The 21212-nt window shown below is 67.5% G+C and carries 19 protein-coding genes, 1 tRNA gene and 1 riboswitch; of the genes, 9 read left to right on the top strand and 11 right to left on the bottom strand.

Annotation, left to right across the window (positions count from 1 at the left end; translation table 11 throughout):
* Positions 1-119 precede the first annotated feature (119 nt).
* The 3 genes from AC4D2R_RS02930 (at position 120) to AC4D2R_RS02920 (ending at position 4616) form a co-directional block, all read left to right on the top strand.
* Positions 120-398 carry an HU family DNA-binding protein gene (locus AC4D2R_RS02930; protein WP_120167571.1) on the top strand — a complete coding sequence of 93 codons (279 nt, stop codon included), beginning with the start codon at positions 120-122 and terminating at the stop codon, positions 396-398.
* 115 nt (positions 399-513) lie between these two features.
* Positions 514-2643, top strand: coding sequence for a bifunctional copper resistance protein CopD/cytochrome c oxidase assembly protein (locus AC4D2R_RS02925; RefSeq protein ID WP_490937289.1), 2130 nt, complete (start codon positions 514-516; stop codon positions 2641-2643).
* The gene (locus AC4D2R_RS02920) at positions 2640-4616 is read left to right on the top strand and encodes an NHL domain-containing thioredoxin family protein (protein WP_490937287.1); all 1977 of its coding nucleotides are present in this window, start codon (positions 2640-2642) and stop codon (positions 4614-4616) included. The genes AC4D2R_RS02925 and AC4D2R_RS02920 overlap by 4 nt, the downstream gene beginning before the upstream one ends.
* A gap of 142 nt (positions 4617-4758) precedes the next feature.
* On the opposite strand, the gene AC4D2R_RS02915 is transcribed toward AC4D2R_RS02920, so the two are convergent.
* From AC4D2R_RS02915 to AC4D2R_RS02875, 9 genes are all read right to left on the bottom strand, one after another.
* Complete coding sequence (locus AC4D2R_RS02915; protein WP_490937285.1) at positions 4759-5742, bottom strand: hypothetical protein; 984 nt, start codon at positions 5740-5742, stop codon at positions 4759-4761.
* Between the two features lie 171 nt (positions 5743-5913).
* Positions 5914-7290 carry an ABC transporter ATP-binding protein gene (locus AC4D2R_RS02910; protein ID WP_490937283.1) on the bottom strand — a complete coding sequence of 459 codons (1377 nt, stop codon included), beginning with the start codon at positions 7288-7290 and terminating at the stop codon, positions 5914-5916.
* 30 nt (positions 7291-7320) lie between these two features.
* A complete protein-coding gene (locus tag AC4D2R_RS02905) occupies positions 7321-8163 on the bottom strand; it encodes a carbohydrate ABC transporter permease (RefSeq protein WP_490937281.1) in 843 nt (280 codons plus the stop codon).
* Positions 8163-9050: a carbohydrate ABC transporter permease gene (locus AC4D2R_RS02900; RefSeq protein WP_490937362.1), complete on the bottom strand. Its 888-nt coding sequence runs from the start codon at positions 9048-9050 to the stop codon at positions 8163-8165. The genes AC4D2R_RS02905 and AC4D2R_RS02900 overlap by 1 nt, the downstream gene beginning before the upstream one ends.
* A 113-nt stretch (positions 9051-9163) precedes the next feature.
* Complete coding sequence (locus AC4D2R_RS02895; RefSeq protein ID WP_490937279.1) at positions 9164-10480, bottom strand: extracellular solute-binding protein; 1317 nt, start codon at positions 10478-10480, stop codon at positions 9164-9166.
* Between the two features lie 188 nt (positions 10481-10668).
* Positions 10669-11094 (bottom strand): aspartate 1-decarboxylase, encoded by a 426-nt coding sequence (gene panD, locus AC4D2R_RS02890; RefSeq protein WP_490900608.1) that lies wholly within the window; start codon positions 11092-11094, stop codon positions 10669-10671.
* 82 nt (positions 11095-11176) lie between these two features.
* Positions 11177-11247 (bottom strand) — tRNA-Gly (locus AC4D2R_RS02885).
* A 120-nt stretch (positions 11248-11367) separates the two neighbouring features.
* Positions 11368-11670, bottom strand: a complete 303-nt coding sequence (locus AC4D2R_RS02880; protein WP_490937277.1) for a protealysin inhibitor emfourin — start codon at positions 11668-11670, stop codon at positions 11368-11370.
* Positions 11667-12707 (bottom strand): M4 family metallopeptidase, encoded by a 1041-nt coding sequence (locus AC4D2R_RS02875; protein ID WP_490937275.1) that lies wholly within the window; start codon positions 12705-12707, stop codon positions 11667-11669. The genes AC4D2R_RS02880 and AC4D2R_RS02875 overlap by 4 nt, the downstream gene beginning before the upstream one ends.
* Positions 12708-12810: 103 nt before the next feature.
* Between AC4D2R_RS02875 and AC4D2R_RS02870 the strand changes: the two genes are divergently transcribed.
* The 3 genes from AC4D2R_RS02870 (at position 12811) to AC4D2R_RS02860 (ending at position 15523) form a co-directional block, all read left to right on the top strand.
* A complete protein-coding gene (locus tag AC4D2R_RS02870) occupies positions 12811-13665 on the top strand; it encodes a tryptophan 2,3-dioxygenase (RefSeq protein WP_490937273.1) in 855 nt (284 codons plus the stop codon).
* A gap of 18 nt (positions 13666-13683) precedes the next feature.
* On the top strand, positions 13684-14259 hold the full coding sequence (dcd, locus tag AC4D2R_RS02865) for a dCTP deaminase (RefSeq protein ID WP_490900613.1): 576 nt from the start codon (positions 13684-13686) through the stop codon (positions 14257-14259).
* Between the two features lie 313 nt (positions 14260-14572).
* Positions 14573-15523, top strand: a complete 951-nt coding sequence (locus AC4D2R_RS02860) for a hypothetical protein (RefSeq protein WP_490937271.1) — start codon at positions 14573-14575, stop codon at positions 15521-15523.
* Between the two features lie 728 nt (positions 15524-16251).
* On the opposite strand, the gene AC4D2R_RS02855 is transcribed toward AC4D2R_RS02860, so the two are convergent.
* A complete protein-coding gene (locus AC4D2R_RS02855) occupies positions 16252-17643 on the bottom strand; it encodes an MFS transporter (RefSeq protein ID WP_490937269.1) in 1392 nt (463 codons plus the stop codon).
* Between the two features lie 79 nt (positions 17644-17722).
* Positions 17723-17983 carry a DUF4235 domain-containing protein gene (locus AC4D2R_RS02850; protein WP_490937267.1) on the bottom strand — a complete coding sequence of 87 codons (261 nt, stop codon included), beginning with the start codon at positions 17981-17983 and terminating at the stop codon, positions 17723-17725.
* A gap of 120 nt (positions 17984-18103) precedes the next feature.
* A riboswitch (TPP riboswitch) is annotated at positions 18104-18236 on the top strand.
* Between the two features lie 64 nt (positions 18237-18300).
* On the opposite strand from AC4D2R_RS02850, the gene AC4D2R_RS02845 reads away from it, so the two are divergent.
* From AC4D2R_RS02845 to AC4D2R_RS02835, 3 genes are read left to right on the top strand one after another with little or no spacing between them, the layout of a single operon-like run.
* A complete protein-coding gene (locus AC4D2R_RS02845; protein ID WP_490937265.1) occupies positions 18301-18912 on the top strand; it encodes an ECF transporter S component in 612 nt (203 codons plus the stop codon).
* Positions 18912-20405 (top strand): ABC transporter ATP-binding protein, encoded by a 1494-nt coding sequence (locus AC4D2R_RS02840; RefSeq protein WP_490937263.1) that lies wholly within the window; start codon positions 18912-18914, stop codon positions 20403-20405. Before AC4D2R_RS02845 ends, AC4D2R_RS02840 begins: the two co-directional genes overlap by 1 nt.
* A complete protein-coding gene (locus AC4D2R_RS02835; protein WP_490937261.1) occupies positions 20402-21199 on the top strand; it encodes an energy-coupling factor transporter transmembrane component T family protein in 798 nt (265 codons plus the stop codon). The genes AC4D2R_RS02840 and AC4D2R_RS02835 overlap by 4 nt, the downstream gene beginning before the upstream one ends.
* The last annotated feature ends 13 nt before the right edge of the window (positions 21200-21212 follow it).

The following is a 21212-nucleotide window of genomic DNA, read 5'->3' as shown; positions in this document are numbered from 1 at the left end:
CGCTCATATCGAGCCCAAATTTGATGTTCCGTTCGCCCAAGCTGGTAAGTTCTCGGACAGAGGCTTTTCGAATATCCCGAAAGCTCGATGTACTAACACATGTCCAGGAGGACCGAAAATTGGCTAAAAACCGTAGTGAACTCGTTGCCGAGGTAGCCGCCAAGGCTGATACCAGCCAGGCTGCAGTGAACAGCGTCCTCGACGCTCTGTTCGATGTCTTCGCGGAGTCCGTTGCCAAGGACGAAAAGATCAGCATCCCGGGCTGGCTGGCTGTTGAGCGCACGAGCCGCGCCGCCCGCACCGGACGCAACCCCCAGACCGGCGAGACCATCCAGATCGCTGCCGGCCACGGTGTCAAGCTGACCGCGGGTTCGAAGCTGAAGGCTTCCGCCAAGTAACACAGGTGAACTCCACCGCAGAATTTAGGACCGCTGCCGAGAACCGGCAGCGGTCCTTTGCGTTTAATACGCATCGAATTGGCCCTTGTTCTACCGCGGGTAGACAATAGGAGGCGTGTCAACAACCGCGAAGGACCCCCGGCCCGCAGCCGGTGCCACCCGCAATCATGCGCAGGCGGTGCCTCCGGCCCTGCTCGCGGCCGGTGCCGCCGTCGTCCTTGCCGGGCTCCTGGCCGCCCTGCTCTTCTCAGGCGCCGCGGCTCCGCGCCAGTTGGGTGATCCCGGGGCCCTGACCCGGTGGGGGCTTCCCGCCGCCAAGACGCTCAACAACCTCGGTGCTGCCGGCACCATCGGCGCGCTCATCTTCTCAATCGTCATCCTTCCGCGGACCACCGGCGGGGGCCGGCGCCCGCGTGCGAAAGACACCCAGGCGGAGCATCCAGCCCTCACGCGGGCCCTGACGCTCGCCTCGGTGTCGGCAATTTCGTGGACCCTCGGCGCCCTGGGGGTCATGGTCCTCTCGTACTCCGACGCCGCCGGCGTGCCCGTGAGTTCCGACCAGGCGTACACCACCGGACTCGCCGAATTCCTGACGGACTTTGGCACCGGCAGGGCCTGGCTGGTGACCTCGACCGTCGCGGCCGTCCTCGCAACCCTCACCTTCGGTGTGCGCTCCCTCAACGGCCTCGGCGCAATGGCGGTACTCGCCCTCCTCAACCTCCTGCCCATGGCCCTCGTCGGCCACGCTGCGAGCGGCGACGACCACAACGCAGCGGTCAACTCGATCGCGCTCCACCTGGTGGGAGTCTGCCTGTGGGTGGGCGGGATCCTCGTCCTCGCGGTCGTCGGAGGACGCCTCGGTGACCAAACCCTGCCCGTCCTCAAACGGTTCTCGGCACTTGCCGGGTTCGCGTTCGCGCTAGTTTTCCTCTCCGGCATCGTCAATGCCAGCCTGCGGATCTCCGACCTGGCGCAGCTGAGCTCCCAGTGGGGGCTGCTCGTCACCCTCAAGGCCGTGGCAACCCTCGTGCTCGGCGGAGTGGGCTGGATGCACCGCCAGTGGGTCATTCCGCAGCTCGGCGGCCCCGGCGTCGCCAAGGAGGCGCGGCTCAGCGCACGGCGGGTCCTGTGGCAGCTGATCGCCGTTGAGCTGCTGATCATGGCCGCCGTCTCGGGAATCGCCGGCGCGCTCGGCCGCACGGCACCCCCGCGCGCGGAGGAACTCGCCCCGAACGCTTCCCCCGCGCGTATACTCACCGGCTACGACCTTCCGCCGGCACCCACGCTGTCCAGCTGGTTCACCGAGTGGCGGCCGGACTGGCTGTGGATCGCCGTCGCCGTGACCCTCGGTGCCGCCTACCTACTCGGGGTGCGCAACCTGCGCCGCCGGGGGGACTCCTGGGCCCTGCCGCGCCTTTTGAGCTGGCTCATCGGGCTGGTGCTGCTGACCTACTTCACCTCGGGCGGCCCGGCCGTCTACGGCGTGGTGCTCTTCAGCGCCCACATGGTCGACCACATGGCCCTCACCATGGTGGTGCCGCTGTTCCTCGTGATCGGCGCCCCCGTGACCCTGGCCCTGAAAGCGCTTCCCGCCCGCACCGACGGCACCCGCGGCATCCGCGAGTGGATCCTCGTGCTGATCCATTCGCGCTTCTCCGCCGTGGTGACCCACCCCTTGGTCGCGGCCGCGAACTTCGCCGGATCGATCGTCATCTTCTACTACTCGCCCCTCTTCGGATTCGCGCTGCGCGAGCACGTCGGGCACGAACTGATGATCACGCACTTCCTGATCACGGGTTACCTTTTCGTCCTCACCATGGCCGGCACGGACCCCCTGCCAAGGCGGGCGCCGTACCCGATGCGCCTGCTGCTCCTGTTCTCCACAATGGCCTTCCACGCCTTCTTCGGGGTCGCCCTCATGGGCTCCACCTCGCTGCTGCAGGCCTCCTGGTTTGGCAGCATGGGCAGGGACTGGGGGCCTTCCGCCCTCGAGGACCAGCAGATCGGCGGAGCGGCCACCTGGGGGATCGGGGAGCTGCCAACGCTCCTCCTGGCCATCGGCGTCGCCATCATGTGGTCAAGGACCGATGCGCGCGAGACAAAGCGCAAGGACCGCGCCGCGGACCGGAATAATGACGCGGACCTCGCCGCTTACAACAATATGTTCGCCAACCTGGCGGAGCGGGACAGGCGAAGCCAGGCCCCGGCACCCCAGGTTCCCGCAAAGCCAGGAGACAACGAATGACCGACACGTCGATCCGTAGCTCGTACCGAGTCCGCGCCTCCGCGCTTGAGGGCCGCAACTGGCTCAACACCGGCGGGAAGCAGTTGGGCCTTGAGGAGTTGCGCGGGAAAATCGTGATCCTCGACTTCTGGACGTTCTGCTGCATCAACTGCCTTCACGTCATCGACGAACTGCGCCCCCTCGAGGCCAAGTATTCCGATGTCCTCGTGACGGTCGGCGTCCACTCGCCCAAGTTCGAGCACGAGGCCGACCCCGTGGCCCTTGCCGCCGCCGTCGAGCGGTACGACATCCACCACCCCATCCTCGACGACCCGGAGCTGAGCACCTGGCAGGCGTACACGGCGCGGGCCTGGCCCACACTCGTGGTCATCGACCCTGAGGGCTACATCGTTGCGCACCTCTCCGGAGAAGGCCACGCCGACGGCCTCGATTCGCTCGTCGCCGAACTCGTTGAGGAGCACACAGCCAAGGGCACACTCCACCGCGGCGACGGCCCCTACGTTCCTGCCGAGAGCACCGCCGGCGACCTCAAGTTCCCGGGCAAGCTGCTCGCCCTGCCCGGAACCGGCACCTTCCTTGCCGCCGACACCGGCCACCACCGCCTTGTCGAACTCGACGCCGACCTGACAACGGTCCGGCGCACCGTCGGGACCGGAACGAGGGGCTGGGCTGACGGCGCCGACGATACGGCCGAGTTCAACGAACCCCAGGGCCTTGCCCTCCTGCCGCAGGAGACCGCGGAGCGGGTCGGGTACGACGTCGTCGTGGCCGACACGGTCAACCACCGGCTGCGCGGAGTCTCCCTGGCAACAGGGGAGGTGCGCACGCTCGCGGGCAATGGTGTGCAGCGGCTCCTCGACGCCGAGAACCACACCAAGGCCGCTCCGGGCGGAGCGCCCGCGTACGCCGATGACGATACGCCACGCCTGCAGGGAGCCGTCCTTGGCACCGACGCGTCGAACGTCTCCCTTTCCTCACCCTGGGACGTCATCTACTCGCGCGCCCTCGACAGCGTGGTCATCGCCATGGCCGGAACGCACCAGATCTTCACCTTCGACCCAATCACCTCCGCCGTCGACATCCTCGCGGGCACCGGGCTCGAAGGACTCAACGACGGCGCGGGCGACACCGCCTGGTTCGCGCAGTCCTCAGGGCTGGCCGAGGACGCCGACGGCCGCATCTGGGTTGCCGATTCGGAAACCTCGTCGCTGCGTGTTCTCACCGTCACCCCCGGCGACCAGCCCTCGGTGCAGGTGGAGACCGCCATCGGGAGCGGGCTCTTCGACTTCGGGTTCCGCGACGGGGACGCCGCCCAGGCGCGGCTGCAGCACCCGCTCGGGGTCACAGCACTGCCCGACGGTTCGATTGCCGTCGCCGACACCTACAACGGCGCAGTGCGCCGCTACGACCCGGCCACCCAGCAGGTGTCCACCCTGGTCCGCGGCCTGGCTGAGCCCTCCGACCTCATCGTCGACTCGACGCCTGCCGAAAGCGGATCCGAGCCCCTGCTCGTCGTTGTTGAAACCAACCGGCATCAGCTGGTTCGGGTGCCGATTCCCAAGGAGGCCCTTGCAGTTGACGAGGGCGCCTCGCAGAGCCAGCGCCCCACAACCTCGGTGACGGCCACCGGCCCCCTCGCGGTGAAGGTGCGCTTCACCCCACCGACGGGGCAGAAACTCGATGACCGGTGGGGAGATCCGTCGCAGCTGAAGATCTCAGCGTCGCCCGAATCGTTCCTGGTCTCCGGGAGCGGCACCTCGGTGGGGCTGACGCGGGAACTGCGCTTCTCCGACGAGGTGCGTGAAGGCGTCCTGCACATCACCGCGAGGGCCGCGGCGTGCGACGGCGAGCCGGGCGGGGAGATCCCCGACCACGCGGCCTGCCACCTGTATCAGCAGGACTGGGGCATCCCCGTTGTCCTGACCGCCGGCGGCGACAACGAACTGACCCTGGACCTGCGCGGGCTCAACTGACCGGACGGACGGGCCGGCCTCCCTTCAGGAGGGGGCAGGTGCTGCCGCCGGCCCCGGCGGCTCGGACGGCTGCGCCCGGTACGCGAGTGCCGCAGTACTCTACGGTTCTCAGTATTCGACCGTGATCAGTACTCGACGGTGCTCAGTACTCGACGACCGGCGTGACGGTGACCTCTGAGTCGGTGACCGTGAGTTTCGCGGAGAACTCGAACGGCCGCTCCGCCCTCACGTCCTCGATGGCGCCGCTGAAAAGGTCCTGGAGCCGGGTGTCGAGGCGGGCGGTGCCGGTGAGTGGGGCGATGACCCACTTCCCGTCGTTGGGACCGATGCGGATCGCCGGGTACTTCGTGATTGACCAGGAGATGTCCCCGGCCAGCCGCTGGGCGGTCTGGAAGTTGAAGGGGCAGTTGGTCGGCTGGAAGACCGTCTGGGCGGCGCACTTATCGAGGAAGGCCCGGATCTCGCCGTCGACGGCCTTGGTGAGCTCGGGTGTGGCGGCCGTCGCAAGGGCAAGGGTTTCCGTGCCGGCGGTGCGTGCCGTGACCGGGAGGGTGCGGGAGGCGGCGTTGAGGTACTTGCCGCTGAAGTGGCCCTCGAGTTCCACCGGGTAGAACGAGGCGAACCTGCTGCGCCCCTCGGGCAGGGCGACCCGCTCCCCGTTGACCGTGGCCTCGGTCCCGTTCACCACCGACACTTCGACTTCCGGGAGCATCGCCGGGACGAACTCCCAGACCGGGAAGAAGATCCAGCGGGTTCCGGTCTTTTCGAGCGGGAACGTTGTTGTGTGTTCCGTACCCCGGATGGTGTAGCTGACGGGAACATCGACCCGGTCACCGCCTGCCGGCACCGCATCCTGCACCTCGACATCCTTGACCGCCGCTGCACCTGCGGCGAGCGCCGGGCCGTCGAGCAGCGCGGGGTTGGCCTGCGGCACCGAGCCGTTGAGCAGGCCCAGGGCGCCCTCGCCGTCGCCTTCGCGCAGCGCCGAGAAGTATTCCTCGACCTGGCGCTCAGGGCCGTACAGGCCGCTGTTAAGGAAGAGCACGACGCCGACAAAGGCCGCCGCCGTGAGCATCAGTCCCAGCAGCCAGCCGGCAAGGACTTTCACGACGGGTGGAGTTTGCACGCTCCAACGTTACCCGCTTCGGGCGGCCGCCCTCCTCTCCGGGTGGCCTGTTGACGCAGGGCGGGCGGTGCCGTCGGCCCCGGAAACGCCGGTCGCGCCCGACAGCGGCGAAGCCGCACCGCCGGTCAGCGGTGCGGCTTCGCCAAGGTTTTTCAGCCGATGCGGGAGGCCTCAGCCGGCGGAATGCTTGCCTCCGGTCGCTGTCGCTCCGCCGCGGGAGCCGGCCGCCGCCGTGCCTCCTCCGGCCGCCGCGCCGGTGGGCGCCGCCGTCCGGTTGCTGCTCGAGAAGCCCGAACCCGTGTTGCTGCCGTCACCCTGCGCGTTGGCGATCTCCTCGGCGCGCTCCTGGTTCGCCTCCTCGGTGAGGGCCGCACCGGCGTCGGCGTCGCGGGTGAGGTTGTCCCCGGTCTCCGGATCGAACAGGTGGAGCTTGCGGGTGTCGAGCCAGATCTCCGCCTCCCGGCCGCCGCGGATCCGGCTTGCTGCGTCGAGGGTGACGACAACCTGGGGCCGCAGTTCGTCGGCGTCCATCTCCTTGGCCAGGTTGTTCAGCAGCTCCCGGACCTCGGGGGCAGGGTCGAAGTTGATGTACCCGTACTGCTCGTTGCCCAGCCACTCGGTGTGCGTGAGGTTGGCGCGGAAGACGGAGCCGTGGCCCCGCTTGGACTCCTCGACGAGTTTCGCGTCCTCGAAGAACTCGGGGCGCACCCCGACCAGCACAACCTTCTTCCCGGCGGCCTTCGCGGCCTTGTCTGCCGGGATTTCAAGGTCGCCCAGCGCGGTGTGCAGCACGTTCCCCGTGATCGTGGCAGGGAGGAAGTTCATTGACGGGGAGCCGATGAACCCGGCAACGAACAGGTTGCGGGGCTGTTCGTAGAGTTCCCGGGGGGAGGCGATCTGCTGCAGTTCGCCCTTCTTCAGCACCGCGACCCGGTCGCCGAGGGTCATCGCCTCGGTCTGGTCGTGTGTCACATACACCGACGTCACCCCGAGCCGGCGCTGCATCTGCGAAATCTCCGAGCGCATCTGCCCGCGGAGCTTCGCATCAAGGTTCGACAGCGGCTCATCGAAGAGGAACGCGTCGGCCTGGCGGACGATAGCCCGGCCCATGGCGACCCGCTGGCGCTGGCCGCCCGAGAGGTTCGCCGGCTTGCGCTGGAGGTGGTCCGTCAGCTCAAGGGTCGAGGCCGCCTCGGTCACCAGGCGCTTGATCTCCTCCTCGCTGTGCTTGCCCTTGGCCAGCCGCAGGGGAAAAGCGATGTTCTCGTAGACGGTCAGGTGGGGGTAGAGGGCGTAGTTCTGGAACACCATGGCAAGGTTGCGGTCGCGCGGGGCCTTGTCGTTGACGCGCTCGCCGTTAATCAGCAGGTCGCCTTCGGTGATGTCCTCGAGGCCCACGATCATCCGCAGCAGGGTTGACTTGCCGCAGCCGGAGGGGCCGACGAGGATGATGAATTCACCGTCGGCGATGTCGATGCTGACGTCGTTGACGGCAGGGAAGCCATCGCCGTATCTCTTGATCAGGTGATTGAGTGTGATTGAAGCCATTGGAGGGAATCCTTTTCTTGATCCGGGGTGTTAGCCCTTGACGGCGCCCTGAGTCAGGCCTGAAACGATTTGACGCTGGAATGCCAGGACCAGCACGACAACCGGGATGGTGACGATGATGGCCGCTGCCGAGATGGCGCCGGTCGGTGCTTCGAACTGCGAGGCCCCGGTGAAGAACGCCAGGGCCGCCGGGACCGGCCGGGCCGCCTCGGTGGAGGTCAGCGAGATGCCGTAGACGAAGTCGTTCCAGGCGATGAAGAAGGCGATGATCGCCGTCGTGAAGACGCCGGGTGCCGCGAGGGGAACGATCGCCTTCCGGAACGCCTGCCACGTCGTCGCTCCGTCAACCTGGGCGGCCTGCTCGAGTTCCCACGGGATCTGCCGGAAGAACGCCGCAAGCGTCCAGATGGAGATCGGGAGGGTCAGGGACAGGTAGGGGATGATCAGCCCCGGCCACGTGTCGTAGAGCCCGATGGTGCGCCAGAGGTTGAACAGCGGGGTCACGATCGAAATGACGGGGAAGATGGAGACCGCCAGCGCCGTGGTGAGCACCAGCTTCTTGCCCGGGAAATCGAGCCGGGCGATCGCATAGGCGCATAGGGTCGCCAGCACCACGGCGATAAATGTGGAGATCAGGCAGATGCCGATGGAGTTCCGCAGCGCTGTGAGGAACAGGCCCTGGGCGTCGCCGACAAGGATCTGCTCGTAGTTTCCGGTGGTTGCCGTGCCCGGCGAGGGCAGGAACCGCTGGCTCGTGAGGTCGCTTGGCGTCTTGAACGACGTGGCAAGGATCGAGACGACGGGGAACAAGGCGTACACCAGAACGAGCACGGTGACGATGGTCCAGAGGACCTTGGACTTGGTACTGGTCATCACTTACCTCCCTGGGCCCCGGCGAGGTCCACCTTGAACAGCTTGATGGCGATGAAACAGATGAGCAGCACGCACAGGAACAGGAGGACCGAGACTGCCGATCCGAGGCCGATCTCGAGCCTGCTGATCGACTGGCGGTAGGCCAGCAGCGAGAGCACTTCAGTGCCGTAGGCGCCGTTGGTCATGATGAACACGTTGTCGAAGATCCGGAAGGCATCGAGTGCCCTGAACAGGACGGCGACCATGATTGCCGCCTTCATGTTCGGGATGACCACCTTGCGCATCTGCTCCCACCAGGTGGCGCCGTCGACCTTCGCGGCCTCGGTGAGCTCGTCGGGAACCTGCGCCAGCCCTGCGAGCAGCAGCAGCGAGATGAACGGCGTCGTCTTCCAGATTTCCGAGGCCATGATCACGAACAGGGCGGTGGGGCCCTGGGCGAACCAGTTGAGGTCCTGATCGATCCCGGGGAGCCAGGCGAACCAGCTGTTGACGTAACCGGAGTTGATGTCGAAGGCGTAGAACCACGCGAACGCCGACACGACGGTGATGATGCCGTAGGGCACCAGGATCGCTGTGCGGAGCGGGCCCCGCACCGCCTTCAGGGCCTTGTGCATGACCAGGGCCAGCGCGAAGCCGAGGACGAGTTCCACGGCGACGGTGATGATGGTGATCAGGAGGGTGGTCCACAGGGCCGACCACCACACCCCGTCACTGAGGATCACCGCATAGTTGCCCAGCCCGATGAATTCGCGCTCGCCCGGGGCGGTGAGGCGGAACTGGAAGAGGGACTCGTAGATGGCCTGCAGGATCGGATACAGGGTCACCGCGAGCATGATGATGAACGCGGGACCCGCGAGCATCCAGCCGAGCCGCCGTTCCGCGCGCACGCGGTCGCTGTACTGGGCCGTTGGTTTCTTGTCGGATGGGCCGCCCGGGCCGACACTCGGCTGCGTGTCCGCCTCTACGTCCGGGCTGACGGGTTTTGCCGGGATTGCAGAAGTCACAGCAATTGCTCCCCTCGAAGGACCGAGATGATGAAGTCAGTTGAATTACGGGGCGTCGATTCCGGATCGACCGCGGCCGGGGGCGCCCACGTCTGCTGAATGCCCGTCGAGATTTCGTTGTAGAACGGGGTCTGGGGGCGCGGCTTGGACTGCTCGAGCGATTCCCGGATGGTGTCAGCCATCGGGAAGGTCTCCTCGATCCGCGGGTCGTCGTATGCCTCGGTGTTGGCCGGCGGGTTGCCGTTCGTGACGAAGTATTCGGCCTGGTTCTCGGGGGAAACGATGCACTCGATCGCCTCGTAGGCGAGCTCCGGGTTGTCGCTTGCCGCGCCCACGGCGAGACTGATCCCTCCGAGCGGGGGAGCGGCATCCTCGCCCTCCTTGACCTGCGGGTAGATGCCCCAGCCGATGTCGTCGATCAGCGACTCGTCGAGGGTGCCCGCCTCGACCGCACCGTTGGTGGCGGGCCACACGAACGGCCAGTTCACCATGAACGCCCCGTCGTCGCCCTGGAAGTTGATCATCGACGTGTTCTCGTCCTGGGTCGCCAGGCCCGGACCGCCGAGCCCCTCCCCGCCGATCGTCGAGATGATCCGGGCGGCTTCGGTGCCCGCCTCGGAGGTCAGGGCGAGCTCGATCTGGTCGGACGTTGCCTCGGGATCGACGATGATCGATTCACCACCCGACTCCACGAGCGCATTGACCCAGACCGTCATCGATTCGGCCTGCGCCCCTTGGACTCCAAGCACCTTGTCCTGCTCCTTGGCAGCGTCGATGATCTGGTCCCAGGTGACAGGCTTTGACATGTCGAGGCCCGCCGCCTCCGCCACCGACTTCCGGTACCAGAGGATCTGCGTGTTGGCCCAGAAGGGGATTGCAACAAGTTCGTCTTTCCAGGTCGCTCCCGCAAGGGCCCCTTCAACAACGTTCTCGGTTGTGTTTGAGGCGACGTCCTCGGGCACAGGAGCAAGAAAGCCCGGCTCCGCGAGTTCAGGGATGAACGGCGGGTCCAGGCTCATGATGTCGAGGGAGGAGTCTCCTGCGGCGAGGCGCCGGGCGAGCTGCTCCCGCTGGGAGGCCGCGTCGCTGGGAAGCAGTGAGGTTTCTATCCGGTAGGCGCCGTTTGCCTCTTCGGTGCATTTGGCGGCGATGTCCGCCTGCCCCCCCGCGTCCGGATTGATGTACCAGGTGAGTGTTTCAGTGCTCCCTGCGGAATCACCGCAGCCGCTCAGGAGCAGGGTTCCCGCGAGCACTGTGGCGATTGTGCCTGCGCGCGGTCGGCCTCGAGTGGAATTTCGTTTCCTAGTCGGCATACTTACCGAGCCTCCACATCTTTGTAGACAACCCAGCTGACGGTTCAGGTGAAGCGACAGCCTAAATCAACGTTCGCTTTTTGACCATATGCCCGAACAGCAGAATGCGCTAGACAGTCGGCTTACTAATTGGCTGACTAGGGATAATCCAAAGATGGAGGGCCGGGAGGAAACGGCGGTGGCCGGGTTCAGGAAGCCGCGGTGTGCAGCGCGTGCGGAGGGCGCTGAAGGTCATCGGTGAGGGCTTCCGCCGGGTCCGAACCCAGCTTCACAATCGAGTTTTTCCCGTCGACGTGGACCACTGTCGGCACGAACGAACGTGCTTCCTCGGTGGTCATCGAGGCATAGGTAATCAGGATGACGAGATCGCCGCGCTGCACCAGATGGGCGGCGGCGCCGTTGATGCCAAGCACGCCCGAACCGCGCTCGCCGGCGATCGTGTACGTTTCCAGCCGGGCGCCGTTTGTTACGTCGACGATCGAAACGAGCTCTCCCGGCAGGATGTCTGCGGCTTCGAGCAGATCCAGATCCACCGTGACCGATCCGACGTAGTGGAGGTCGGCGTGCGTCACGGTGGCGCGGTGGATCTTTGACTTGAAAATTGTGCGGTTCATCCGTACAAGGATACTGCGCGCGGGGCAGTGGCCCGTGCTGCATCGCTCACAGCGAAGTGCCGGCACCGGCGGGAACGAAACGAGCGGGCGACGGGAATCGAACCCGCGTATCGAGCTTGGGAAGCTAGCGCTCTACCATTGAGCTACGCCCGCACTGGGACCGCTGGCGGAGCCTGCAATCCCGATGAAACAACGAGATTGAGCTTACCTCAGAGTTGGGCGCTACCGGAACGTCGGGGCTGCGGCGGGGTCGGGCCGGAGTCCGCCGCCGGTTCAGCCCTGCGATTGCTGCCGCGCGCGCTCGATGAGTTCGCGCAGCGGCTCATCCAGCCGGCTTTCGGGCACGATGACCCGCTCGATGCCGATGACGATGGTGTAGACGTAACGGTCGCGCGGCTGGTCGGGGGAGGGCTGCTGGGTCTGGTCCTCAGGTGTCCGGACGGAACGCTGCGCCGCTCCGGTTGCCTCGCCAACAAGCGGCAGCCACCGTTCCTCGGCCTCCGCGGGGCTGACCTCGAGGCTCCACGTGCGGGTCATCCCCGCGATGCCGCCGGAGCGGGAGATCTCGATTCTCACGGGGCCACGCCGACCTTTGACCAGGCGTCGGCAACGGCGTTGGCTTCCTCGGAGGACGCCCCGTACCGTTCCGAGGCAGCCTGCTCGGTGGCAGCTGCGAATCCGACGAAGTCGCAGTCGGCGGGGATGTTGCCGCCCACAGCGGCGTCGTACCAGATCTGCCCCGCCCGCTCCCAGGCAAAGCCGCCAAGCTGCCGGGCGGCGAGATAGAACGCATGGTTCGGGATGCCGGAGTTGATGTGGACGCCGCCGTCATCCTCGGCCGTGTCGACGTAGTCCGCCATGACGGCCGGCTGCGGATCCTTGCCGAGCACGTCGTCGTCGTACGCGGTTCCCGGGGCGGCGAGCGAGCGCAGGGCCTCGCCCTGCACCTCCTCCGTGAAGACCCCCGCCCCGACAAGCCATGCGGCATCGGCGGCGTCCTGCCTCAACAGGTACTGCTCGACCAGGACCCCGAAGACGTCCGAGAGGGATTCGTTGAGCGCACCGGACTGGCCCTGGTAGATCAGGTTGGTCGTGTACTGCGTGAAGCAGTGGGCCAGTTCATGGCTGATGACCGTCAGCGACCGCGTGAAGCTTCCAAAAACGTCGCCGTCGCCGTCACCGAAGACCATGCGCTCCCCGTCCCAGAAAGCGTTGTCGTACTTGTCGCCGAAGTGGACGGTCGCGTCGAGGGGGCGGCCGCCGTCGTCGATCGACCCGCGCCCGTACACCTCGCTGAACAGGGCGTGGGTCGCGCCGAGTCCGTCGTACGCTTCGTCGACCGCGGAATCCCCTGTGGGACCGGCCCCCTCGGCGCGGACCAGGGTGCCGGGAAGGGCCTCAAGGTTCCCGGCGTCGGAGATCCGGCGGTGGAGGCCTGCCTTGATCGTCGCCCCGCGGCGCACCGGTGCGGCAAGGGCCGCGGAACGGGCGGCGAGCAGCGGGTCGAGCTGGACCAGGGCGTGCCGGGCGGCCGATGCCGCCGCTGCATGGCGGGGATCGTCGATCCGGGCAAGCCGGGCGAGAAGGTGCGGCGGGACGATGGCGCAGAACATGTTGCCTCCTAGGTTGCTCCTCAACGTAGACCACGGTTCCGCTCCCCTCAATGCGCCCCGCCTCCTGCGGCGTTCGTAGGGTGCGGCGTCGTACTGTTGGTTCATGAGCGTCGAGAAGAACACCCGCAGCCTTGAGGCCGGGATCGAGCGGGATTTCACCGACAAGATGAGCTACGGCTCCTACCTGCGCCTGGACCAGCTCCTCTCCGCGCAGCAGCCGGTCAGCCGGCCCGAGCACCACGACGAAATGCTGTTCATCATCCAGCACCAGACCTCCGAGCTGTGGCTCAAGCTCGTCCTGCACGAACTGCGGGCGGTCCGGCGGTTCCTGGGTGCGGACGACCTGCGCGCCGCCATGAAGGGCATTGCGCGCATCAAGCACATCCAGCGCTCCCTCACCGAGCAGTGGTCGGTGCTGGCGACCCTGACGCCGTCCGAATACGCCGAGTTCCGCGGAGAGCTGGGATCGGCGAGCGGGTTCCAGTCCTACCAGTACCGCGCCGTCGAGTTCCTGCTGGGCAACAAGAACGACGCGATGCTCCAGGTCTTCGCGGCCGACCCCGCTGCCCTCTCGCTGCTGTCGGAGCTTTTGGGGCAGTCAAGCATCTACGACGAGTTCATCGCCCTGCTGGCCCGGCGCGGTTACGCCGTGCCGGACGAGCTCCTGGGGCGGGATTTCAGCAAGGCGCACGAATTCACGCCCGCGCTCGTCCAGGTCTATAAGACTGTGTACGAGAATGCGGCCGAGCACTGGGATGTGTACGAGGCGTGCGAGGAGCTCGTTGACCTCGAGGACAACTTCCAGCTGTGGCGTTTCCGCCACCTGAAGACCGTCGCCCGGACGATCGGCTTCAAGACCGGCACCGGTGGGTCCTCGGGAGTCGGTTTCCTGCAGCGTGCCCTGGAGCTGACCTTCTTCCCCGAGCTGTTCGCCGTGCGGACAGAGATCGGCCGCTGACTCCTGTAGTTTTGTAGCGTGCTGTTCTCCGACCGCGATATCCGTGCCGAAATTTCCGCCTCCCGCATCGAGCTGGATCCCTACGACCCGGCGATGGTCCAGCCATCCAGTGTGGACGTACGGATCGACAGGTTCTTCCGGCTGTTCGACAACCACAAGTACGCCCACATCGACCCTTCCGAGGACCAGCCGGACCTGACGCGCCTTGTCGAGGTGGCCCCCGATGAGCCGTTCATCCTCCACCCCGGGGAGTTCGTGCTCGGCTCGACCTATGAGATGGTCACCCTGCCCGACGACATTGCGGCCCGCCTCGAGGGCAAGTCCTCACTGGGTCGGCTCGGCCTGCTGACGCACTCCACCGCGGGCTTCATCGATCCCGGGTTTTCGGGCCACGTGACCCTCGAGCTCTCCAACATGGCGACGCTGCCGATCAAGCTGTGGCCGGGGTCGAAGATCGGTCAGCTGTGCTTCTTCCGGCTGACCTCGCCCGCTGAACACCCCTACGGGTCCGGCGAGTACGGCAACCGCTACCAGGGACAGCGCGGGCCGACGGCGTCGCGCAGCCACCTCAACTTCCACCGCACGTCGATCTAGTTCCTCAAGGCGGCGCCGGCGGGCGCTGCCCTCAGCGTCGAGTCGTTGCCGGGGACGGCGTCGCCTCTCTTCGGTTGAGTTTGCAGCTGACCACCGCTGCCGCGCCGTTTGGCGTGGTGAGGTGTCGACTCGCCGTCGTTAGCCGGGGACGCCGTCGCCTCTCTTCGGCTGAGCGTGCAGCTGACCACCGTTGCTGGGCCGTTTGGCGTGGTGAGGTGTCGACTCGCCGTCGTGAGCCGGGATGGCAGAGACCGATACGCACATAGCAGCGCCTGGACCCCACTCGCGGCCTCCAGCCCAAGACACTGGCTCCATGCGCAAGCCACAGCCGTTGCCGGGGCCGCTGGCCGGACGATCCTTCACCCTCGACGAGGCGATCAAATTGGGTGTATCGAGGCGGCGGACGGAAGCCTCCCGGTTTGAGACGCCCAGCCGCGGAATCAGGGTCCCATGGGGCGCCGTCCAGCCGCTCACCCAGTCGCTCGGACCGCTGCTCGCCGTGACGCCCGGGGCCGTGGCGAGCTTTTCCACCGCCGCCCGCCTGTGGGGAATCCCCCTGCCGCCGGCCGTGGAACGCGACTTCACCATCCACCTCACTTGTCCCCGGGGGATGGCGGGCCCGCGTCGGAAGGGTGTGCGCGGCCACTCAATGAACCTCGGTGCGGCGCAGAGAACGACGCTGGAAGGCATTCCGTTGACCAGCCCGGCCCGCACCTGGTGCGATCTGGCGCAACTCCTCGACGTCGATGCCCTCGTCGCCGCCGGGGATTACCTGGTGAACTGCAATCACCGAATCTTTGGCGAGAAACGCGAGGCGCTGACGTCCTTGAGGGAACTGTCGGAAATGCTGAAAGGCCGGAGGAGGACGCGCGGGGTAACCACCGCACGCCAGGCTCTGGCTCTGATCCGGGTGGGTTGCGATTCGGCGCCCGAAACCGCGCTCCGCCTCGCCCTCGTACGGGCGGGACTCCCCGAGCCCGAGCTGGGATTCGTGATCACGGATGTGACCGGCGGCCACGTCGTCTGGCCGGACCTCGCCTATCCGGAGTACAAGGTCGCCCTGCAGTACGACGGCGCACATCACTTTGCGCCGGAGCGGCAGGAATTGGATATCGCCCGCAACGAGGCGACCGCACAAGCCGGGTGGACGCAGATCATCATCACTTCACGCATGATGGACGTCTTCGGATCGACCGCCGCCATGGTCAAGGTGCGCAATGCTCTGCTGCGCAACGGATGGGACCCTCGCCGGCGGCTCGGATGACCTGAGGTAGCGGTGGGTTCATTCCACCTGATCCCGCCGGGCCGCACTGTCGGCGGTGAGTTGACAGGTCACCACGTCAACGGCCACGCGAAGGGTGGTGAGCTGCGGATTCGGCGGGTGACGACGTCGTTGTCGGCGGTTGAGTTGCCAGGTCACCACGGTAACCGCGGCGCCGAAGGTGGTGAGCTGCAGTTTCGGCGAAAGGGAGCCCGCGAAGGGTGGTGAGCTGCAGGTTCGGCGGGTGACGGCGTCGTTGTCGGCGGTTGAGTTGCCAGGTCACCACGGTAACCGCGGCGCCGAAGGTGGTGAGCTGCAGTTTCGGCGAAAGGGGCCCCGCGAAGGGTGGTGAGCTGCGAATTTGGCGGGTAACGGCGTCGTTGTCGGTCGGTGCAGGCGTCGTTGTCAGGGTTGAGTTGGCAGATCAGCCCGTTCTCGGAGCGCCGGGGCGTGGTTACCTGCAGTTTCGGCGAAAGGGGCCCCGCGACGGGTGGTGAGCTGCGGATTTGGCGGGTGACGACGTCGTTGTCGGCGGGGGAGGACGTCGTTGTCTGGGTTGAGTTGGCAGATCACCCCGTTTTCGAAGCGCCGGGGCGTGGTTACCTGCAGTTTCGGCGAAAGGGGGGCCCGCGAAGGGTGGTGAGCTGCAGTTTCGGCGAAAAGGGAGGCCGCGAAGCGTGGTTACCTGCAGCTTCGATCGGGGAGAACGGGCCGGGGAACGCCCGCCGTCCTCAGGCCGCCGGGACGACGGCGGGAGCCACCTTCGCCGGCGGCTTCACCGGCAGGAGCAGGAGCAGCCCGGCGAGGAGCACCAGGAGGATCCCGATGATCCCGAAGCGCTGCGCTCCGAAGATGCCGATGGACAGGGCGAACAGGGTCGGGGCGAGGAAGCTGACGGCGCGCCCTGTCGTGGCGTAGAGACCGAACAGTTCGCCTTCCCCACCCTCGGGCGCCAGGCGCGCCAAGTACGCCCGCGACGACGACTGGGCCGGCCCGACGAACAGCGTCAGCAGGAGGCCGAAGACCCAGAACGTGGTGTCGCCCGTCCACGCCATTCCGAAGAAGGAGTACGTCTCCGCGCCGAGGATCAGGATGGCGGAGCCCGCGATCAGCAGGCCGACCAGCGCGCCGACGATGACCCGTTTGGGCCCAACCCGGTCATCGAAGTAGCCCCCGACCACGGCCCCGAGCGCGGCGATCACATTGCCGGCGATGGCGAAGACGATGACCTGGCTGAGCGTGAAGCCGAAGGTGCCCGCCGCGATGATCCCGCCGAAGGTGAAGACGGCGGCCAGTCCGTCGCGGAACACGGCGCTGGCCAGCAGGAAGAAGATGGTGTGCGGGCTGGTCCGGTAGATCGCCCGGACCCGGCGGATCAGCAGCCCGTACGAGGCGAGGAAGCCGAGCTGCGCGGCCTTGGCCTGGCGCGGTACCTCGGGCACCGAGAACATCACGGGCAGGGCGAAGGCGAGGAACCAGAGGGCGGAGAACACGGCCACCAGCCGGATGTTCAGGGCGTCCTCAGTGGAGGAGCCCGGCCAGTCGATCACTGGCTGCACGAAGGCGACGAGCACGATGACCAGGGCAATGATCCCGCCGACATAACCCATGGCCCAGCCGAAGCCGCTGATGCGGCCGATGGTCGCCGGAGTCGAGATCTGGGAGAGCATCGCGTTGTAGTTGACGCCGGCGAACTCGAAGAAGATGTTGGCCGCGGCGATCAGCGCGACGCCGAGGATGAGCAGTTCGGGGCGCGGGAAGACGAAGAAACACAGACCGGTGAGGAGCGCCACGATGAGGCTGTTCACGCCCAGCCACAGCTTCCGCCGGCCCCCGTTGTCGGAGCGCTGCCCGGTCACCGGGGCGAGCAGCGCAATGAGCAGCCCCGCCGCGGCGAGCCCCCACCCCAGGGTCGACGACGCGCGCTCCTCGCCGCCGAAGGCATCCGAGGTGAGGTAGACGGTGAAGACGAAAGTGGTCATCACCGCGTTGAACGCCGCAGACCCCCAGTCCCAGGAGGCCCAGGCAATGACCTGGCGGGAGAAGGTCCGCTCGGGGCGGTGCCCGGACGACGACGGGGCAGCGCTCTTCGCGGGCAGCGGCAGCTGCTGGTCCTTGGTCATAAGGTGAATGCTACCGGCGGCCCGTGGAATCGTCGGTCCGGCGCGGTGGAGGACTTCAGCGGCCACCGCGGCCCGGGCTCTACGTCAGGTCGCGGGTCTTCTCGAACCGCTCGATCGCCTTCTGCACGGTGCGGTTGGTGAACACCTGGATGGTGGTTCTCACTGCACCGGAGACCAGGGCGAAAACAAGCGCCGAGCGCACCGTGTTCTCGAGTCCCTCTGTGCCCTTGGGCGAGGATTCCCCGGTGATCTTCTCCCAGAAGAAGTCGACCAATTTGCTTGCGACGATACCGGCGCCCAGGCTCATCCCGGTTCCGAGCAGTTTGAACAGCAATTGCATTGCGTCTCCTTCGGTTGGCTCAATCTCCAACCAAGCCTAACGGCGCCGGGCCCGGCCGGCACTGCCCGCCGGGACCCGCATGGCAGCGTGCCGGAACCCGGGTGTAGACTCGGTCGCGCAAACATACGACAGGGGAGCGCCGGCCCGACGCAGTTACGCTGCTGAAGGAACCGGGCGCTGAGAGTGCGGACAACCGCAGACCCTCGAACCTGATCCGGTTAGTACCGGCGAAGGGAGTCGAGTTCTCAGGGCGAGCGCGGCGGCATATTGGCGCCGTCCATCGCCCTCCCCTCCTGTACCTCAGGAGGATCTTCACAATGGCAGTTTCCAATGCCAAAACCAGCACAGCTCCACCCCGGCGCCGCCTCGAATGGCGCGTCGTTGACATTGTCGTCGCCTCGGTGCTCGCCGTGGCCGTCGGCGTCGTCTTCTTCGCCTGGTCCGCCGGCTACAGCGGGGTCGTGCTGCTGACCAGCGCGTTTCCGCCGCTCATGGGTCTCTATACCGGCGGCTGGCTCATCGCCGGGGTCCTCGGCGGCCTGATCATCCGCAAGCCCGGCGCCGCGATCTACTGCGAGGTCCTCGCCGCCGCCGTGTCGGCGCTGCTGGGCACCCAGTTCGGCCTGTCCGTGCTGCTCTCTGGCTTCATTCAGGGTCTCGGCGCCGAACTGGTGTTCCTTCTCTTCCTGTACCGGAAGTGGAACCTCGGTGTCGCCCTGCTCGCGGGGCTCGGGTCCGGCATCGCCCTGGCCGTCAGTGAGAACATCCTTTACAACGCCCTGTGGGCCGTCGATTACCAGCTGCTCTACGTGCTGTTCGCCTCGGTCTCGGGCGTTGTCATCGCCGGGCTGCTGTCCTGGCTCGCCGTGCGGGGCCTCGCGAAGACCGGGGTGCTCTCCTCCTTCGCCGCCGGCCGCTCGGCGGACTGATGGCCCGGAACGACATCGCCCCCGTGGGCGCCACCGCCGATGGGTGGGGGTGGCGCCACGCGGGGCGTCCCGGCTTTGCCGTCCGGGGCGTCGACCTGCGGATCGAGCCCGGTGAACGGGTGCTGCTCCTCGGTGCGTCGGGATCGGGAAAGTCAACGCTGCTGTCCGCCCTCGCCGGCGTCCTGGGCGACGCCGAGGAGGGCGAGCAGGAGGGCTCGATCCTGCTGGACGGCGCACGCCCGGGCGCCCGCCGCGGCCGGGCCGGGCTCGTGCTGCAGGACCCGGACTCCCAGATCGTGCTCGCCAGGGTGGGAGACGAAGTGGCGTTCGGAGCCGAAAACCTCTCGGTTCCCCGGCCCGAGATCTGGCAGCGCGTCCGGCAGTCCCTCGACGACGTCGGACTCGACGTCCCGCTGGACCGTCCCACCTCCGCCCTGTCCGGCGGACAAAAACAGCGCCTCGCGCTGGCCGCCGTGCTCGCCATGCAGCCGGGCCTGCTGCTGCTCGACGAACCCACGGCGAACCTCGACCCGCAGGGCGTCACCGAAGTGCGCGACGCCGTCGTGCGCACCCTCGACCGGACGAAGGCCACCCTCATCGTCGTCGAGCACCGGGTTGCCGTGTGGGCCGACGTCGTTGACCGCGTGGTGGTCCTCGGCGCCGGCGGCGGCCTCCTCGCCGACGGACCGCCCGAAACGGTCCTCACCGGCCCCGCCACCCGCTCCGTCCTCGCAGCGGCAGGAGTGTGGATTCCCGGCTGGCACCCGCCCGTCCCGGGCACCCTGCCGGCACCGGGTGCTGGTGCGGAACTCCTTGCCGCCCGGGGCCTGGACGTGGCACGGACCAAGCGCGGGCCCGCCGTCCTCGAAGGGGTGGATCTCTCCCTGCGGGAGGGCTCCGCACTGAGCATCGTGGGCGCAAACGGGTCGGGAAAGTCGACGCTGGCGCTCACCCTGGCCGGGCTCCTGCCTGCCCGCGGGGGAACGCTCGCCGCAACGGACGCGCTTGCCCGGGGTTCTAGAAGCAACCCGGCCCGCTGGAAGTCCTCGCAGCTGGTCCAGCGCATCGGTTCGGTGTTCCAGGACCCCGAGCACCAGTTCCTGACCGGCACCGTCGCCGAGGAGCTGGCCTTCGGTCCGCGGTCGGCCCGCGAGCCCGAGGCGCTGTACCGCCCCCGCATCGAGGCGCTCGCCGAACGCCTGCGCCTGGCCCACATGCTGGCCGCCAACCCGTTCACGCTGTCCGGCGGTGAAAAGCGGCGGCTCTCGGTCGCCACAGTGCTTGCCACCCGTCCCGGGGTGTTGGTGCTGGACGAGCCCACCTTCGGCCAGGACGCCGGAACCTGGGCCGAACTCGTGGGGCTGCTCCGGGGACTGGCCGCCGAGGGCTGCAGCGTCGTCTCCGTGACGCACGACGACGACTTCACCCGCGCGCTCGGCAGCTGCGTCCTCGAGGTGCGCACCGGCAGGGCCGAGCTGCGGGCGGCGGCATGAGCGCCGACCTGCTCACCCCGGTCCTCAGCGGGACGGTGCTGCTGCGCGCCAACCCGCTCTCCAAGCTGTTCGCGGCCGGCATCGTCACGGTCGCCGTCATGCTCAGCATCGACTGGGTCAGCGCCGCCGTCGCCCTCACCGGTGAGATCCTCCTGATGCCCCTGCTTGGGATCAGCATCCGGCGGCTGTTCCTGCGGATCTGGCCGCTGGTGATCGCAGCGGCCCTCGGCGGCTACGGCACCGCGCTGCTCGCCCAAAAAACCGGCATGGTCCTGTTCGATGCCGGACCCTTCCTCTTCACCGAGGACTCGGTGGCCGCCGGCATCGCCGTGGGCCTGCGCGGGCTTGCCGTGGCGCTACCAGGGATCTTCCTGCTGGTCTCCACCGACCCCACCGACCTTGCCGACGCCCTCGCCCAGAAGCTGCGCCTTCCCCACCGGTTCGTCCTTGGCGCGCTGGCCGCGCTGCGGCTCGCAGGGCTCCTGCTCGATCAGTGGCGGATGCTCGGGCTGGCACGCCACGCCCGAGGCGCCGGACCCGACGGCAGCCCGTTCGCGCGCGCCGGTGACTTCCTCGGGCAGTCCTTCGGGCTGCTGGTCCAGGCGATTCGCCGCGCCACCCGCCTCGCCGTGGCAATGGAGGCCCGGGGCTTCGGTGCCGGGGAGCGCACCTGGGCGCGGGAGAGCACCTTCAGCGCCGTTGACGGCTGGGTCGCCCTCGCGGGCGCGGCACTGGCCGCGGCCGCCGTCAGCGCCGCCGTCTACGCGGGAACGTGGAACCTCATCGTGTCCTGACCGTTGGCCGGGA

It is taken from the genome of Arthrobacter sp. TJ-217 (assembly GCF_058269255.1).
Note: the sequence above shows the minus strand (reverse complement) of the source record. Positions and strands in the feature narration are given on the sequence as shown.